The organism is Burkholderia sp. BCC0398, from assembly GCF_902833245.1.
GTDB lineage: Bacteria > Pseudomonadota > Gammaproteobacteria > Burkholderiales > Burkholderiaceae > Burkholderia > Burkholderia sola.
This window is the reverse complement of sequence record NZ_CADFEM010000021.1, coordinates 71,431-88,351: the sequence shown is the minus strand read 5'-3', so window position 1 is coordinate 88,351 and position 16,921 is coordinate 71,431. Positions and strand designations below refer to the sequence as shown.

The following is a 16,921-nucleotide window of genomic DNA, read 5'->3' as shown; positions in this document are numbered from 1 at the left end:
CGCCTACTGGAGAATGAGGACGGTCCAGCCGGTGCCGTCCGGATGCGCTTCGAGCACGCGGTAACGCTCCCTGCTCGCGATCAGGATGCTGCCCTGCCGAACTGCAGCAGCGTCACGGTCGCGCAGATGGAACACCGGCGCAACGAGCTGCGTGCGCTGGCCGCCGAGATCCGGCCCGAGCCAGGGCGACGCGAACATCCCTTCGACTGACCGGCCGTCGATCGTGATATCCGCGTCTCCCAGGTCGCGCAGCACCGCTGCGTCGACGTCCGAGATCAGATCCCGGAACGCCACGTCACGCCTTCAGCTTGATGAGCGCCTTCGGGCGCGTGCACAGATGGATCGGGTTCGATTGCGCCTCGATCTCGACGCCCTTGCCGAAGTCCATCAGCTCTTGCTTCGCGTAGTACGGCAGGCCCGTCGTGTTGACCGCTTCGACGTAGTCGGCCGGCGCAAAGCGCGTGATAAACAGCTCGGCCACACCCTCCGGCACGGCGTGCGCTTCGTCGTCCGCCACATAGCCGACATCACCGACGCGCCCGCGATACCGTTCGAACGTGCAGCCGCCGAAGTCGAACGCGTCGCGCGCATCGCCACGCAGCTGCGCGGCCATCACCGACGCGAGATACGTTTCCTTCACCGACTTCGCGACGATCAGCTTGTTCCAGAACTCGCGCCCGCACAGCACGCGCACACCGGTATAGGTCATCGCGCCAAGTGCGTCTTCGATCGCATCCTGCACCTCGACGCACTTCTGGCGAATCTCGGTCGTCGCGGTCGACAGCTCGAACGGAATCACGGTCTGCTCGATGCCGAAGTATTTCAGCAGGTCGATCAGGACCGTCTTTCCGTCCGCATCGAGCACCGCGCCCTTGATGGCGCCGATGCGGTGGAACTCGTGCGTCGCATCGAGTTGTCGGCGCATCTTCGCGAGCCGGCGATTCACGACCGTCTGCATCGCTTCCAGCTCCGTTTCGGAACCGAAGGCACGCAGGTTCGCGATTTCGTCGGCCATGATCACTGCGCGCTGCGGCAGGTGCACCGTATTGAACGGGATCATGCTGCGCTTGCTGCCCGCGACAACGGCGGCCGGTGCACCGCGCTGGCCTGCCGCGACGAGCGACAGCGTGTCGCCGTCGCGCTCGATCTGCACCGTCGTCGTCGTAATCCCGTCCTCTTCGAACAGGCCGAGCGTGCCGATGCGGCCCGGCACATACGGCTGCTCGTTGATCGCAGCACTGAGGGACGACAGCGAGAACGCGTCGTCTTGAAACAGGGCGATGTCCGCCATACAACCTCCAACATGAAATGGATACAAAAAAGGCCACGCGTACTGCGTGGCCTTGAATCGCGCCGACTGTGGTCAGCGGACGATCACGTGGCGCTCGGCGAGATCACCGCGACCGGTAACGTCCAGCCCCGTCAAGAGCGCACCGGCCACCTCGGCGAGCCGCACGATGCAGGTTGCCGGACGCGGCGCGTCGGACGCCGGCAGCGCCGCATAGAGCACCCCCGCGGCGACCTCGGAACCGTCGTTAGCCGCGTTGTCGTACGGCGCGTACTCACCGGTACTCGTCAGGCCGAGAACCTGCCCGGCCGGCAGCGCCGCTCCGGCTTTGACGACGATGCGATCGCGCGAGATCTGCCCTTCGCCCTCCGATACCAGAAATTCGGCCGTCAACACCCCTTGTTGCTTCACGTTCGACATGAGTTTTCCCCTCCTCGGGATACGTCAAAGTTACTTTCCGCTCTTGCGAGCCGCGTAGATGGACGCCGCGCGCGGCGCATTCGCGACCACTGGCACGTCTTGCTGCGCGGCCGGGACAGCTCGATGGTTGATCGGCTTCTGCGACGCGGTTACGCGCTCGAACAGCCGCGCACGAACCTGATCGGGCGTCAGACCATCCGCGACAAAGCCGGCCGTCAGCTCGGTCAGGCTCGCGGCCAGACAGATGCCGGCAATGTCCTGTGCGCTTCGGATCGCAGCGTCGACAGTCGCGCGGTCACGCAGCCCCGTCGCCAGCACAATGCCTTCGGCGCAGTGCTCGATCTTTGCGTCACGGCACGCCGCATACACGTGCGACGCCAGCGCCGCAACGTCCGGCCCGACCTGCGGTGCGGGCTGCGGCTGAGGTTGCGGCGCAGAGACCGGCGGCGGCTCGACATCGTCGGTAAGCATCGCGCGGATCGGATCCGGCACGGCCGAGAAACGCGCGACGTGTCGCGCCGCGCCGGCGTACGCGGCGATCCGGATCGGCTCGGCGATCGTGTCGCAGAATCCTTGCTCGTGCGCTTGAGCTGCGGTCAGCCAGGTCTCTGCGTCCATGATGGCCCGGACCTCGTCGTCCGATCGACCGCTACGCTCCACATAAGCCGCGAGCATGTTGTCCGACGTGCTGTCGAGCAGGTCTGCGAGCTTGCGCAGATCGGTCGCCTCACCGGCCGCCACCGTATGCGGGTTGTGGATCATCAGCATCGCATTCGACGGCATCACGATTTCGTCGCACGCCATCAGAATCAGCGATGCAGCCGACGCTGCGACGCCGTCGACGCGGCCGGTCACCTTGCCGGCATGCCGGCGCAACGCGTTGTAGATCGTGAACGCGTCGAACACGTCGCCACCCATCGAATTGACGGCAACGACGATCGACGTCGCCGTCGCGGCGACCTCATCGAGCGTCGATGCGAACAGTTCCCCGTCCGTGCCCCAAAAGCCGATGTCGCCGTAGATCCGGATCTCGGCGACCTGCTCGCCGGCCGAGTTCGCCTGCGCGCGGATGTCCCACCAGCGCTTCTTCCCTTTCATTCGCCCTCCCCATTTGAAAGATCGCCCACACCGTCGAACGGTTCGAGCGTGTCATACCGAATGCCGAGCCGGCGCTCACGCGCAAGGTCGGCCGCGTTTTCGTTGTCGACCTGCTCCGGATCGTCGCCGCGCGACAGCACCGCGCCTGTCCGGCTCGCGAGTCCGGAGCGGATCTCCATCCGCTTCGCCGTGACGTCCTGCACCGGATGGATGTACGGCCAGCCCTGCGGCACCCATCGCACCCGCAGATAGTCGCGACGGCGTCGGTAGTAGTCCGCCATCGGCATAGCGCCCGACAGCGCGCAGGCATCGACCCACCAGCGCCATACCTTCCGGCAAAACTGGTGAATGAACACGTTCCACTGGATCTGCTCGATCGACCGCCGGAACTCGTTCAGGATCACCCGCAGCACGCGATCGCTCACGTCGCGCAGATCGCCCGTCATGACTTCGTACGGCATGCCGACCGAGGCCGCAGCCGCCATCAGTTGCTGACGCATAAACGGCCCGTAGTCCGTGCCCGCGCCCGGCGGCTCGGCGAACTTGACGTCCTCGCCCGGTGCCAGTTCCTGCATGCTTCCAGGTTCGAGCGAAACGACCGGCGAGAACCCGTCGACGTCGTACTGCATTTCCGCGCCCGTGACGGGATCTCCCGGTAAGCCCGGCTCGCTCGGCGGCTTCGTGATAAACCCGGCAAAGAGGTTGCTGACCTCCTGCCGGAACAGCACTGCGTCGTCGAAGTTGTCCAGCGACTTGAGCCGAAGCAACACGGTCGACAGCTCCGGGACGCCGCGCACTTGGCCGGGCCGCAACGCGAGGAAAACGTGCGCGATTTCGTCGGCGGGCACGCGCACGGTCTGCATGTTGCCCGTCGATGCGCGCCCGTACTCGCCGGGGTGACGCTGCAGCAAGTGATACGCAACACGTCGACCGTCCGCATTGAACTCGACGCCGTTGACGATCTCGCCCCCGCCCGGCACCACCTCGCTCTTCTCCATAGGCAGCAAATCGCCCTCGAGAAGCCGGATCTGCATAGGAACCGCCAAACCTTCGCTCGGACTGCGGAACTGGCGACGAACCAGTACCTCGCCGTCACTGAAGAACGCCCGCGCGGCAAGCGTCTGCACGCCCGCCATGTCGAACACATCGTCAGCGTCGATCTCCTCGCAGCTATCCTCCCAAAGTTGCTTTTGCATCTGGCGGACTGCGTCGTTGGGATGTTGCGGGTGCGCTTGGATGCCGTTCCCGATCGTGTTCGATACGAGCCGTGCGATCGCCGTTTTCGCCCACGGATCGTTGCGGATCGCGTCGCGAGCGCGCGAGCGCAGCAACGGCAGGTTTTGCGCCGCCGCCGCGTTCGGTCCCGCGCTCGACGCACGCCACGACTTCGCCCGTGCGCCCGTCGTGCTCGCCGACTCATATGCCGCCGCCTTCAGCCGCGTCGGCACCACGAATCCGCGCCGCGCGAGTGACGGAAAGCCGCGCTTCATCGCACCCCCTTGCCGGCGTGGCGAATCCGGACGATCGACGAACGCCCAGCCGCGCCGTTCAGGTCGCGAATGATCTCGGTGCGTGCCTCGCGCAGCTCGCCGATCGAGCGATATTTCACGCGCCGGTCGGCATACTGCACTTCCAGCTCGCCCTTCGCGATTGCAGACTGGATGTTCTGCAGATCCTGTTTCGTGTATGCCATGCCATTCCCTCGTTTAGCGCCGCGTCAGGTACGTCGAGCGTCCAACGCGACGCCCCTGAATGCGCGAAACCCCGCTCGGGGGCGGGGTTTCGGTGGGTTTTGCTACCTGCGGCAACGGCCGCGGCGTCTCGATAATCTCGGCCACATCCGGCGGATCAGGGGGCACCTCGGCCGGCAGGGCCGCAGGCAATGCCTCCAGCACCGGAACCGCATCGAACAATGAGACCTGCGATGCACGATGCTGCTCGACCTGCCAGTGCGCCTCGGTCATCAGGTGCACTTTCACGCTGCGGGCCGCGTGCAGCGCGTACCCTTCGCAGTCCAGCGCCTCGTTGCGCGGGCTGATCTTCTTCCACACGCGCTTACCGCCACGCGGCCCCGGCACCTTGACCTCCGCCGTGAGCTGCGAGAGGTAGTCGCTACGGACCCCGCTATACCAGTGCATGCGGCCCGGCCCGTCGCCTTCGAGCTTCAGTCGGTTTTCGAGGATCAAATCCTTCGCGCGGCTCACGCCGACCATGTACGGCCGCAGCCCGTACTTCGCGGCCTTGCTGTTGTTGCGCGTCGAGTCGATCGACGCCTTCGGCACGCTGAAGATCTCCGCGTCGACGTTGCTACTGCCCTTGACCGCCATGACGTTGTAACCCGCGTGCTGCGCCGCACGCACATACTTGTAAACCGCATCCGACGTCGCACCGTCCGACGAGTCGATCGACGTTGCACGTACACGCAGCAACCAGCCGTTCTCATGCCGGTATGCGTGCGACAGCAGCATCGTCAACGCGCCCCATACCCCGCCTGTCATCGGGTCTTGCTGCTGCTCCGTCACGTTGCCGTAGATCTCGCCCCACGCGACGAGCCAGCTTTCCTCGCCCCGTCCCCATGCACGCAGGACGATCGCGAGCCGGTCGTGCTGCACGTCGACGCCAAGCGTCAACACCAGACCTCCGAGCGGCACCGTCAGCTCCGCGTATTGCAGCGCACGTTGCGCGAGCACGTCCAGTTCAGGCAGATCCGTCTTGTACTTGTACGCCCGGCCCTGCGAGTTGTTCACGAACGAACGCATCTTCGTATCGTCGCCCTCGCGCAGCGCCTTGTCGGCCGTCAGCCACTTCTTGACCAGCTCGGCCATGTTCGAGCCGGGAAACGGCGACACCAGCTCGTTGATGCGGAAGCCAGCAACGCCGTGAAACGGTGCCGTCGCAACCCATCGCCCGCGTCGGACAGCGCGAATACGCGTCGCGTCGTCCCACAACGAGCCGCAATGCGGGCAGGTGTACCGGGCCGTCTCGGGTTGTGCGCGGCCGTAGACCTCGTGCACGACTTCGGCGCCATCGCTCCACGTGACGTTTTCCCACGCCAGCTCATGCTCCTCATCACAATCAGGGCACGGCACCAGATACACGCGCTGATCCGATGCAGCGTAGGCCTGCTGGATGCGAGACAGGCCGTCGATGGTCGGCGTGCCGCCCAAAATCATCTTGCGTCGCCGGGCCGAATAGCTCTTGTTTCGTTCCTCCAGCAGCGTGATCGAATCGCCCTGCTCGCGCACGTTCGTGTTCGCGTCGTCCGGCTCCTCGACCGCAACGACCGGGGCCGGCGTCGACTTCACTTCGTCCGGCGCGTTCGACGTGATGAACTTCAGGAAGCCGCGCGCGAACGTCTTGTGATCCCACAAGTTGTTCTTGTCGCGGGCCGCGTGAACCGGCAATCTCGCCGACAGGCGAGGCGTCACCTCAACCATCGGCTCGAACTTCTCCAGGTTGAACTTCTTCGCCGTTTTCTCTTTCGGGAACATGACGATCATCGGGCACGGGTCAACGTCGATCCGCTTGCCGATGTAGTTCAGCAGCACGCCATCCGTCCACGCGACCTGTGCCGACTTCATGCACACGACCTTCTGCACGGTCGGATCGTCCAGCGCTTCGTGCATGCCGAACACCCACGGCGTGATGTTCGGGTTATACCGGCCGGGACTGGCCGATCCCTTCGCGCTCAACCTGCGATGTTTGCGCGACCAATCCGTCGTCCCAATCCGCTCCGGCGGACGCAGCATCTTCGCGATCCGGCGAATCACCGCGTGGACTGTCTGGGTCGTATTCAGAAAGCTGCTCAAGGCATCCATATATGTGCTCGTTCAACCATTCGACGTCCACCTCGACGCCGTATAGCGTGCGCAGCTCCTGCACCAGCTTGTCGGACAGCGACAGCAGCTCCGTTTGAAATGCGCCGACCATCAGGCCGTACGCCTGTTCGAGCTGCGCCGCATTGACGAGCTGCCCCTTCTTCTCTGCCAGCGTCAGCAGCTTGATCTCTCGATCGACGATCTCGGTCTTCGCCCGTTCGGCGACGAGATCGATGCCAGTACCGCTGGACCGGCCGGCCGCGACCTCGCGCAAATGCCGGATGTACGCGACGCGGATCTCGTCGATCGACGCCACGCGGTAATCGAGCCGGACCTTGTCGACGAACCGCGAAACGGCCGACTGGTCAAGGTCGAGATGGTCAGCGATCTGCTGCTGAGTCGGCATGAATATGACCCCCTATGGAGACTCGCCAGTAGAGAAAAAACGCGGGTGCGAGCCCCCGCGTGCTGGTCCCTTCTTAGGGTCCCTGCCTGCCAACATGGGCCGAACGCCGACCAGCTTGACGTGGATGGGGCTTGTTGCGACCCATGCTAGGATCAATCACCCCGGCAAGCGGGCATAACAACGAGGAAGACCTATGGACTTCATTCATTCGAGAGAGCATCTCAACGAGGGCGATGTAGTCGTAGTCAATTGCGACTATCAATGCAATGTGATGCTGACAACGGATAGCAATTTCCAACGCTATCGATCCGGACAACGCTTTGAGTATTTCGGCGGGAACTACACGAGGTTGCCCGCTCGAATCGCCGTGCCGTCAACAGGCTACTGGAATGTCACAATCGACCTCGGCGGGGGTAGCGCGAATATTCGCTACTCAATCGACTTCGTGAGAAACAGCTAATTCACCCACCGCCTGCTGCCGGGCATCCTCGAGTACGCTGACGATGTGCTTGAGGGTGCCATCCTTGCCGTAGCTCGAATTCGTCACCCCGCCACAACTGCCTGCGCTTCTCCAAACCGCCCAAAGCAGCTCCCCCGAGTCGTCACGTATTTCGACACGCATAGCTCACCCCCATGTTAGAAACCGCAGCGGATTCAATGCCACAGATATCGCGGTCCCGTACGATCAAATCCACCACATCATCGTTCGAGACACATCTCGCGGTAATCCCCGCAACATAATCTTCAACCCACACCGCCCAAAGTTCACCTGGACCGGCACTCGCCGATTTGCTCTGCATTTCAGCGCCCCAATGCAAAAAGCCCCGAGGGCTTTCGCACTCAGGGCTTCGATATTCATTTCGTAAGGGCGAACGCCCTCCCAACAGATCCCGGCAGACAGTTATCGTTGTTGGTCGCGGCGCTCCCGCGATTCAGTACGCCTGTCGGGCGAAGGTTGCGACACGAGTATGCGGTCGCGCATTTATCCAGTGACTCGGTAAAGGATGTGCAAAGTTTACGCGATCCGCTCTTGAAATGGAATACGTTTCATCCTCGCAATTGTCGACGCAATGTGTCGTACACCGATCCATCTACTGTATCCAGCAGCGCGAGCATGTCGTGAAAGCGCCATGACCAATTCTTCCGATAGTCGTCAAGCGATACGCCGAGCGCGTGCGCCCGGCCAGCGTCGTCGACCTGCCGCTTGCCGGAACCTGAGCAGTCGGGGCAAATGTGCCGGCCCTTCGCGTCCGAAGCGGGCGACGCCGCGATCCGTCCCATCCCGCCGCATTCGTCGCACGGTTCATATTCACGAAAGACAAGCGGCCCGTTACGCCCTTCGAAGAACGGGATTCGCTCCTCTGATACACATACCTTTCCGCTGCCTCGGCATACATCACACGCGTGCGTTGATGTCGTGACGGCCCGCGCGCGACGCACGACGCCGCGCCCTTCGCACTCGACGCACTGATCGTTCACCCACTCGTCCAGCAACCGCAGCGCGAACCGCTCGACGATGTCCGCTTTCGCACGCTCGACAGCATGTCCCGCACGTTGGTCGCGACGCTCCTCGCGCGACAGCCCCGTGAACCGCGCACGCTTGAATCGGCCCGACGTCCGGATCATCTGCGCCAACAGCAACGTTGCGCGTCGAACCATCGCAGACGTCGGCGTCGGCCCGGCCTTGATTCGGGCCAGCAAACTCCCGAGATCGTTCGCAAAGGCGAGCGCGCCCAAAGTAACTTTAGGATCGGCAATCGGGTCGGTGAACTGACCACGAACGCTCATAGCAACGCCCACCCGCTCTTTCAAATCGATCATCACTCTCTCCTACTCGTCCTAATGTCTCAATGTCCCAAGGGAAAAGGCTTGCAGGGGTGCGCGCCTGCGACATGCGACATGCGTCGCTCACGTCGCGCATGTCGCGCCCCTGCACGCGCACCCGAGGCCGCTCCTTGGGACGTTGGGACGTGGGACGTCCACAGCGCGCCAAGACGGGGCAAGTGGCGCGCTTACCGTGCAGGCACGGCGCGCCACGCGATTACAGCGGACTGTCGTCATCACCTGCTGCGACCAGTTCGCGCTCCGCTTCCGGCTCTTGCTCTTCCTTCACGTAGTACCAACCGCGCGATCCGGTCGACTCGCGCTTGCGCACCCAGCCGAGCGACTTCAACGCCTTGCCGATGCGGCGCTGCTCTGCCAGCGTCCATTTCGATGTATCGAGCTTCAGGATGTCCGCGAGGATCTCTTCCATCGTCGTGCGCGAGACGAATTCCAGGGCCTTGGCGATCTTGTCCTCGTACACGTCGCCTTCGTAGCGCTCCGCCTGCTCGATCTCGAACAGCGGGCGCTCATGCTCTTCGACGTGCCACACGACGCCCGAGCGATACAGGTGCACGGCTTCCGCCCAGAGCTGATCACGAACGGCCACAATGCCGTCGATGTCTACCAGCCCGCCGACACGCAGCGGCCAGTAACGCCGGTTGCCCGATTCGTCTTTCAGGTACGTGTCGAAGTTGACCGAGCCGGCGAACACGCACTGACGCGGGACGTCGGTCGCCCGCTTGCCGTAGAAGTTGCGGAACCGGTCGACGGCCGTCGCGAAGAAGCTCTTCACCGCCGACGAGTCGGCCTTGTTCAACGAGTCCAGCTCGGCCAGCTCGATCACCCACTTCCCGGCCAGCACCGCGTATGTGTCTTTGTTGCCGATCTGGATTGGCGTATCCGTGAACCACGAAGCGCCGGCCAGCACCTTCAGCGCCGTCGATTTGCGATGCCCCTGCTTGCCTTCGAGGATCAGGACGTTGTCGACCTTGCAGCCCGGCTCCATCACGCGCGCGACGGCAGCGATCATCCATTTCATGAACGCGAGCTGCACATACTCGCTGTCGGCGACACGCAGGTAGGTCGACGGCATCGATCGCACGCGCGACACGCCGTCCCATTTGAGCCCTTCGAGGTATTCGCGCACGTCATGGAAGTGCTTCTCGTCCGCCACCAACAGAACCGCGTTCATCACGATATCGGTGCGCACCGAGAGGCCATAGCGCTGCGACAACCAAAGCGCGCAGCGCTGATCATCCATGTCAGTCCACTCGCCCTTCACGCCTTGCCGGAACGGCGGTGCCTTGCGCTTCATCACGCGGCCACCGAAGTCGTCCTGCTCGATGACGCCCTGCCACGCTTTGTGATTCGCCAAGATCATGTGCACGTTGCCGAGCGTCGGCAGCAGCGTGCCCTTGTCCGAACGCGCGAGATCCTGCTCCCATGTGTGCGCGCCGTTCTCTGCCTCGCGGCCATCCCATTCCGGCTGTTTCGCGGCAGCGGACGTCGCGGCGGATTTCGTCGGCGTATCGTCCGCAGTCGACACCGCAACCGTCGCCGGTCGGATCTCTTCGTTCGCTGGCGCGATGACGCGCAAGATCGCCGCCTGCACCTGCGCCTGGACAGGATCGATACCCTCTTCGACGTGCAGGTCGTTGAAGTCGGTCAGCTTGCGCTCGCCGCGATTGGTGAATGCCGGATAGACCACGCTGACGTCGGTGACCGTCGCTGCCGCCTCGTACGCGCGCTTCAGGCCCGTGTTCTCGAAGCGCTTACGGCGCAACGGCATCACGTCGTTTCCGTAGCTCACCTCGACATACGGCACGCCATTGTCGTCACGACGGCGTGACGCGGCGACCATGTACCACGTGTTCTTCGCCTCGATCCGCACCGGGTCGGCGCCAAACACTGGTTCACCCCGGAAAGCGAATTCGTCGGCGAGCCAGTCGCGCATGCGCTGCTCAATCTTCCAGTCGTCGTCGGCGCAGACCAGCACGTGCACATCCGGATACGTCGCACGCAGATAGCGCACGGCCGGGAGGATGCCACCGGCGTCGAAGCAGACATTGACTGCAAACGCCTCGTCGATTGCCATGCGGATCGAGCGCGCGGTCGCGTAGCCTTCGGCGACCAGCACGATCTGGTCGTCTGCGCCGACCTCGCCGAGCAGATACGACGCGCCTTTCTTTTCCATGCCCTTGTTGAAGCGCTTCGCGCCGTCCGGCGTGATCTTCTGCAGACCGACGAGCCGAGCGTCATCGCCGTACTGATACATCGGCACGAAGATCGTGCCGTCCGCGTCGAAACGCACGCCTTCGGCCGTGATGCGCTTACGTTCAAGATAGGCGGACTCGCCGTGCTCTGCCGCGCGGTTCCACTGATCGCGCGCGCGGTTCGCGGCGAGCTTCGCCTGACGCGCATCGCGCTCGGCCTGCTCACGGTCGGCGGCTTCCTGCCGGCGACGCGTCTCCGCGAGCACTTCCTCGCTCATGGGTGCGCCGCTCCACTCGAAGCGCTCGGTGCCGGGATCGTCGCCCGCGAAGTGGCCGAACGTACCGCCGTAGCCGATCACTGCGCCCTTGCTCACAACCTCGCGAAGCTGATACCAGTACTTCTTGCGCGGCCCATACCGGTGATGTTTGCCGTCCGCGACCGGATGGCCGGCGGGCAAGTCGGGATGTCCCGCCGCGCGCAATTGCTGAATGATCTGGTCCAGTGTCGCCATATGAAAATTTCCTCTGTCAAAATCACTTTGGCCGCATGTCGCGGCCAGATCACTATTCGTTGAGCCGCGCTCTGTTAGCTCGCACGACGAGCCGCCTCCAGCTCGACGAGACGACGGTCGCGCGCGACCTTGTGAGAAAAGCTTCGCCACGCGGCCCGCCCCGCCGCATAGCACTGCCGTCCGCTGGGCGAGCGGCTGTACTGGGATGCACCGCGTCGCAACGCGCTACTGATTCCGTTCACGTTCACGTGTGTCTCCGGTTATTTGCCGCGCAGTCGACGCCATTCCGCCGACATGAGATCGTCGAACGCGGCAAGGTCCAGCGCGCAGAGACGATCGGTAAGCTGGTCGCGAAACGCGTGGCGTTCCGCCTTGGAGGCGAGCGCGGCGCACGCGCGCGTAGCTCGTTCGATGAACAGACGCACGCGCCCCGCTGCGCTCGCCTCCGCAAGAATCGGAGCAAGGCAATCGGGAAACGTGGCGATCAGTTCGGATAGCAAGCGCCCCGCTTCAGCGGGGGCAGATTCGAATCGGGATGCGAGCGTCGTGACAGCGCATGCCAATTGCTGCTCGGGCGAGCAGCAAAGGCCGATATGCTCACGGTCGGGACGACAGCACCCCATGCCGGGCTTAAACCGCTCCATGACGACGACGTCGACGCGCGGCGAGGTTGCGAGCAGCGTGAATCAAACGCTGGAACAGACGCTGGCCCTTACGGCCGGTCGCGATGATCTTCTCGGCGTGTTGATCGTCGATCCGCTGATCCGCCAGCGCACGCGTCACGTCGTCAGCGACGAGACCAACATGCGCCTGCAGGTGGAGCGCCGTCGAAACAAGACGCAGCGTGCCGGGTTCGCTGACGTCGTCAGTGGCATGGTCTTCGACGTGTTCGGCAACCAGCCCGAAGCGCGCGTTCAACGCATGCAGCGCGTCCAGCGCGTACACCTCTCCCTCTGCCTTTTCCTGCATCCACTCGATCAGCAGCTCGAACATTTCCATCGACAAGCGACTGTCGCCAACACCACGCAGGCGGAGGCGAAGCGATTCCGGCGTGATGTTCTTACCGCGCCGGATCGTGAGGTGGTTCGCCGCGTCGGCGACACCGCCGGGCGTGTTGCGAACGGACGTATAAAGCACGTCCAGCCATTCGGTACTGTCGTATCGGCAGGTCATAGCGGGAGATTGGTAGAGAGTGACTTTCATCCTGTCGCGCGCACTGGGTCGCAACTAAGATTCAGTTCACGAGGTGCGTAACTACGGCTGTCACGCGTCGATGGGGTGTGACAACGAGTTGTCGTGTACGTCTAGAGAAGCAAACAGGTCAGGACGCGCGAGCTTCAAGAACAACAGACGCGCTCGCGGAATGCCGTTTCGACGCCATTCGGATACGGACGGCATCCGGACTTCGCACAGTTGGGCAGTCGCGGCGGTTCCGCCGAATGCATCGATCACGGCGCACGCGTACGGGTCTCGATTCAGGAGCGTATTCATGCCGCCATGTTAGGCGCTCCTTACATGAAAAGCAAGGCATTCCTTATGTCCATTCAGTTAGGCTTTCCTAATGACGACACTAGCCGAACGCCTGGAACAGGCAATGAAGTTGCCGCCTGAGAAAAAGGCTGCAGATCTGGCGCGAGCGTGCCGAGTGCGAGCGCCCTCGGTCAGCGACTGGTTAAGCGGGAAAACAAAAAAGATGGAGGGCGCGAACTTGCTACTCGCGGCCGAATTCCTGAACGTTGATCCGTGGTGGCTCGCCACTGGCGAAGGCCAGATGGTGCGTCGAGCCAATGCGCCCGCCCCCCAGAGACAAGAGAGCCTAGGTACGCATGCTCAAGCACTAGTTGACGCGCTCGCCAAAGCAGACAAGCTTGGATTGCCGTCGGCAGCATTTGTCGCGCTGCTGGAAACGCTCAAGGTGTTTGAAGATCTGCGCGGACAGCAGTCTGGTGACCTTCTCGATCTGAATGCGCCTGACCCGCAAGAGGGGTGAGGTTCCAGTCGAATACAGCGGCCTTGCGGTGCGTTCCGACACGCCCGGAACGTATCCCGCGCCCTCTGATCGGCCCACCAAGAATCTCGACATCCCAATCAAAGTCATCACTGCCGTGCGGGCCGATGATCCGAACGAGCATGCCGATACGCGACCGGTTCCGGCATCGACTGACGATCGCCACATCGCCCGGTTTGCAGCGCAATTCCCCTGTTGACATAGCCCCGCAACAACCTCCCCTCGGCAATATTTTCCCTTAAACACTGTATAAACATACAGTATTTGGTGGGAAGAATACAACACCTTTCAGGAAGATTCGCCGCCCCCTCCGGGCTCCCTCGCGAGCAAATGCGATGACATGAAAAAATAGTTAGGCATTCCTATTGCGCAGCGACAAAGGAATGCCTAACATGCGTCTTCATCGCTGCCGCCCGCGCAGCCTTTGGAGAAGCCCATGAAAATGCTCGACCATCAGTCAACCGAACGCCATGAATGGCTTCGCGACGAAAGCACACCTCGCATCACGCCGTCCGAACCGGCCCGCCAAAGCAACTTTGAGAAATCGAAGATCTTCCGCTGGACCGTCGTGGCCGCCCTCCTGTTTGTCGTCGTGAATGTGTTTCAAGACGATCCGGTCGTCGCCCCAACGACCGCTTACAACGTCACTGTCTAAATCGCCCCGACATTGCCGGGGCGAGCCCACCCCGGCGTCATGGAGACCACCATGCCGCGCATCAAAGTCAAAGCAGAACCCCTTTTCCACATCGAACGTCGCGACACCCTCTCACTCCGCACTTTCACGCGATACGACCGGAACGCACGCCGTCCGTCGACACCGATCCTGATCGGCAAGTACGTTGTTGGGCGCCGCCCGCTGCCGGACAGCGTGCATACAGAATATTTGATCCTCGACGGTACAGAGATCGCCCGCAGGCAGATCTCGATTCCGGACGAAGGCAATTGCGCCGACGCAATCAAGCGCCTGCGCGACGCCAAGCGCGTAGCGAATGTCGAGGCGTCGAAGGTGATCGATAAAGCGAAGAAGCGGGGCAACGCGCGCACCGAGGCCGCGCGGGAGATCGCGTAATGGACGACCACACCCAACAGCTCGACCTGACCGCCCCGATCCAGACCGGGAACACGAAGGCGGCAGCAGCCGCGGCCGGCGCGACCTCCGCTGACCTGTGGATGATTCCATACGAAGCGCTGCGCTACGACCCGCGCGACAACGTCCGCCCGGTCGATCCGCAATGGGTCAAGGAACTGACCGCACTGATGATGCAAAACGGGTACGACAAGGGTTCCCCGCTGCATTGCTATGTGCGTAAGGTCGACGGCAAGGATTATTTCTACGTCTACAAGGGCCAGCATCGCTACCTCGCGGCCGGAGCAGCGGTCAAGGCCGGGAAAGACCTCGGAAAGATTCCGATCGTTGTCCGTGATTCGCGTGACGTGAAACGGTCAGAAATGGTGATCGACGGTTACGTGAGCAACGTATCGAAGCCGGCGTCGCCGCTCGATCTCGCGACGTCGATCGCCGAGCTGCGCGACATTCACAGATTCGACACCAAAGCCATCTGCGCCCGACTCAACATTTCCGAGCAGTCGATCCGCGACGCCGCGCTGCTGGAGAAAGCCCCGGCCGAACTCCACGATCTTGTCCGCAGCGGCGCGATCGCAGGCACACTCGCGATCGAAGAGATCCGCACGCATGGCAGCGACAAGGCGCTCGAGCGCATCGTGTCTGGTCTGTCGAAAGCGAAGGAAGCAGGCAAGACCAAGGTGACGAAGAAGCACCTGGGTGGCGACACGCCGACCACCAAACCCTCTGCCCCCAAACCGACGAAGATCGACGAACCGCGTGCAAAGCAACTTTTGCAGGCCGTGCAGTCTGTCTTGCACGATCCCGGCTTCGGAAAACTCTCGCCAAGCACGATCGAGGGCGTCCATCGCGCGCTGATTGGCATGGAAGACCTACTCGATCTTCCGGAGCGCGCGAAAACGCATGCGATTCACGCGCCAAACCCGAACGGCGTGTTTGAGGGCTGCGAGAAACTTCACGCACCGAAGGCGACTGGTTCAGGTCTGATCCCCGCCAGCATCTACATCGCGCAACCCGAAGAAGGCGCGTGGATCTATTCGTTCGAAATGAACATCGCACCGACGTACGGCTTCGGCGATCACTACCCCTCGATGCGGGATACGCCGGCGATATTCCCGACTCGCGTACAAGCCATTCGCTCGGCCGTGTCCGATCTGACTCGCCTGATGCACCACGGCGGGCGGGCCAAATCGAGGGCCGCAGCATCCGTCAACAAATGGCTCGACAAGCTGTACACCATGCCCGATCCCGACTGGACGCCCGAGCTTGCGACCAAGCATCCTGCCTTGCAGGAGGTCGCCCAATGACCCCGCGCCCGGCCCTTTCTACCCCACGTCCGCTGCCGCGAAAGCGGGAACACGCGAAGAAGCGCCCGGCTATCGCACTAGCGAGCGTCAACGGCACTTCGATGCAGTCGGACAACGACGGGCTGACGCCCGTAAAAACGATCCAGAAAGACGAAGCGCCGCTCGCGCGGCGCAAACCAGTCCAGATGAACGAAGACTTGGCGGATGTCCGCCAAGGCAGACTCGCGCGATTCGACGCCCTTCGTGTCGAAATCCGCGTGTTGATCGCTGAGATCTCGCACGCGGCCGACATCGAACTGCTTGACCTGATGTCCGACGAGATCGGCTCGTTCGCCCGCCACAAGGCCGCGCAGGATGCGCGCACCTGGGCAGCAACCGCCGGGATCACGCTGGAAACCGGCCTGATGCAGCTTGGCCGTGCACTCTCGCAACGTGAGCCAGATTCAAAGAACCAAGGATTCGAATCGAAATGATCCCATCACGGAACAATCCGGCCGAAGTGTACGGACTTAAGCCAATCAGGCAAGACAGCAAAGGCCCTCTCTTTAGCAACCTCGATACGCTGACGATGGTTGCGAATTACATCAACGCCGACTCTCACTACTTTCAACGCCGACTTAAAGACATGAACACCGATTTCGCAAAGGCTGAATCCACCACGCAAGATGCAATCGCCCTCTTCGAACGCTCGCTGTCCCGCATGATCGATGCCGAGAAGCAAGTCTCTGAGTCGACGAAAAAAGCGGCGGGGAGTGTTCGGAAGTCGGCAAACGAACTCGGCGACACGATGCAGCGTCTCCTGAAAACGGCCGACATTGACCGCCTTGAACGTTATGCCACCGTCCTCGAACGCATGGCAACCGCAATGCAAGCATTGGCGATCTTGGAGATCGACGGCAAGCTCGATCGTATCGTCAGCGCCATTCGATAATGGGGAGCGTTA

Annotated in this window: 19 protein-coding genes; 7 read left to right on the top strand and 12 right to left on the bottom strand. The window is 62.6% G+C overall.

What is annotated here, in order from left to right; genetic code table 11:
• Positions 1-3 precede the first annotated feature (3 nt).
• The 8 genes from HWX76_RS33100 to HWX76_RS33065 all read right to left on the bottom strand — a co-directional run bounded on the left by HWX76_RS33100 (position 4) and on the right by HWX76_RS33065 (position 7,030).
• Positions 4-294, bottom strand: coding sequence for a hypothetical protein (locus HWX76_RS33100; RefSeq protein WP_176016923.1), 291 nt, complete (start codon positions 292-294; stop codon positions 4-6).
• A gap of 1 nt (position 295) precedes the next feature.
• On the bottom strand, positions 296-1,291 hold the full coding sequence (locus HWX76_RS33095) for a major capsid protein (RefSeq protein ID WP_046423821.1): 996 nt from the start codon (positions 1,289-1,291) through the stop codon (positions 296-298).
• Between the two features lie 72 nt (positions 1,292-1,363).
• Positions 1,364-1,708, bottom strand: coding sequence for a head decoration protein (locus HWX76_RS33090; protein WP_176016922.1), 345 nt, complete (start codon positions 1,706-1,708; stop codon positions 1,364-1,366).
• Positions 1,709-1,738: 30 nt separating this feature from the next.
• On the bottom strand, positions 1,739-2,806 hold the full coding sequence (locus HWX76_RS33085; RefSeq protein ID WP_176016921.1) for a head maturation protease, ClpP-related: 1,068 nt from the start codon (positions 2,804-2,806) through the stop codon (positions 1,739-1,741).
• Complete coding sequence (locus HWX76_RS33080) at positions 2,803-4,296, bottom strand: phage portal protein (protein WP_176016920.1); 1,494 nt, start codon at positions 4,294-4,296, stop codon at positions 2,803-2,805. Before HWX76_RS33080 ends, HWX76_RS33085 begins: the two co-directional genes overlap by 4 nt.
• The gene (locus HWX76_RS33075; protein ID WP_006497114.1) at positions 4,293-4,499 is read right to left on the bottom strand and encodes a hypothetical protein; all 207 of its coding nucleotides are present in this window, start codon (positions 4,497-4,499) and stop codon (positions 4,293-4,295) included. Before HWX76_RS33075 ends, HWX76_RS33080 begins: the two co-directional genes overlap by 4 nt.
• Positions 4,500-4,512: 13 nt before the next feature.
• Positions 4,513-6,432 carry a terminase gpA endonuclease subunit gene (locus HWX76_RS33070; protein ID WP_347880203.1) on the bottom strand — a complete coding sequence of 640 codons (1,920 nt, stop codon included), beginning with the start codon at positions 6,430-6,432 and terminating at the stop codon, positions 4,513-4,515.
• Positions 6,433-6,460: 28 nt separating this feature from the next.
• Positions 6,461-7,030, bottom strand: coding sequence for a MarR family transcriptional regulator (locus tag HWX76_RS33065; RefSeq protein WP_176016918.1), 570 nt, complete (start codon positions 7,028-7,030; stop codon positions 6,461-6,463).
• Between the two features lie 193 nt (positions 7,031-7,223).
• Here HWX76_RS33065 and HWX76_RS33060 point away from each other — a divergent pair, with 193 nt between their 5' ends.
• A complete protein-coding gene (locus HWX76_RS33060) occupies positions 7,224-7,490 on the top strand; it encodes a DUF1883 domain-containing protein (protein WP_176016917.1) in 267 nt (88 codons plus the stop codon).
• Between the two features lie 587 nt (positions 7,491-8,077).
• Here HWX76_RS33060 and HWX76_RS33055 read toward each other — a convergent pair.
• The 4 genes from HWX76_RS33055 to HWX76_RS33040 all read right to left on the bottom strand — a co-directional run bounded on the left by HWX76_RS33055 (position 8,078) and on the right by HWX76_RS33040 (position 12,752).
• Complete coding sequence (locus tag HWX76_RS33055; protein WP_176016916.1) at positions 8,078-8,851, bottom strand: hypothetical protein; 774 nt, start codon at positions 8,849-8,851, stop codon at positions 8,078-8,080.
• Between the two features lie 220 nt (positions 8,852-9,071).
• Positions 9,072-11,579: a VapE domain-containing protein gene (locus tag HWX76_RS33050; RefSeq protein ID WP_176016941.1), complete on the bottom strand. Its 2,508-nt coding sequence runs from the start codon at positions 11,577-11,579 to the stop codon at positions 9,072-9,074.
• A gap of 260 nt (positions 11,580-11,839) precedes the next feature.
• On the bottom strand, positions 11,840-12,223 hold the full coding sequence (locus HWX76_RS33045; RefSeq protein ID WP_176016915.1) for a hypothetical protein: 384 nt from the start codon (positions 12,221-12,223) through the stop codon (positions 11,840-11,842).
• Positions 12,210-12,752 (bottom strand): phage regulatory CII family protein, encoded by a 543-nt coding sequence (locus HWX76_RS33040; protein ID WP_176016940.1) that lies wholly within the window; start codon positions 12,750-12,752, stop codon positions 12,210-12,212. The genes HWX76_RS33045 and HWX76_RS33040 overlap by 14 nt, the downstream gene beginning before the upstream one ends.
• Before the next feature lie 388 nt (positions 12,753-13,140).
• On the opposite strand from HWX76_RS33040, the gene HWX76_RS33035 reads away from it, so the two are divergent.
• From HWX76_RS33035 to HWX76_RS33010, 6 genes are all read left to right on the top strand, one after another.
• The gene (locus HWX76_RS33035) at positions 13,141-13,569 is read left to right on the top strand and encodes a transcriptional regulator (protein ID WP_176016914.1); all 429 of its coding nucleotides are present in this window, start codon (positions 13,141-13,143) and stop codon (positions 13,567-13,569) included.
• 454 nt (positions 13,570-14,023) lie between these two features.
• A complete protein-coding gene (locus tag HWX76_RS33030; protein WP_176016913.1) occupies positions 14,024-14,242 on the top strand; it encodes a hypothetical protein in 219 nt (72 codons plus the stop codon).
• A gap of 51 nt (positions 14,243-14,293) precedes the next feature.
• A complete protein-coding gene (locus tag HWX76_RS33025; protein ID WP_176016912.1) occupies positions 14,294-14,656 on the top strand; it encodes a beta-hexosaminidase in 363 nt (120 codons plus the stop codon).
• Positions 14,656-15,978: a ParB N-terminal domain-containing protein gene (locus HWX76_RS33020; RefSeq protein WP_176016911.1), complete on the top strand. Its 1,323-nt coding sequence runs from the start codon at positions 14,656-14,658 to the stop codon at positions 15,976-15,978. The genes HWX76_RS33025 and HWX76_RS33020 overlap by 1 nt, the downstream gene beginning before the upstream one ends.
• Entirely contained in the window at positions 15,975-16,451 is a 477-nt protein-coding gene (locus tag HWX76_RS33015) for a hypothetical protein (RefSeq protein ID WP_244138055.1), read from the top strand. Before HWX76_RS33020 ends, HWX76_RS33015 begins: the two co-directional genes overlap by 4 nt.
• Positions 16,448-16,909, top strand: coding sequence for a hypothetical protein (locus HWX76_RS33010; protein WP_176016910.1), 462 nt, complete (start codon positions 16,448-16,450; stop codon positions 16,907-16,909). Before HWX76_RS33015 ends, HWX76_RS33010 begins: the two co-directional genes overlap by 4 nt.
• The last annotated feature ends 12 nt before the right edge of the window (positions 16,910-16,921 follow it).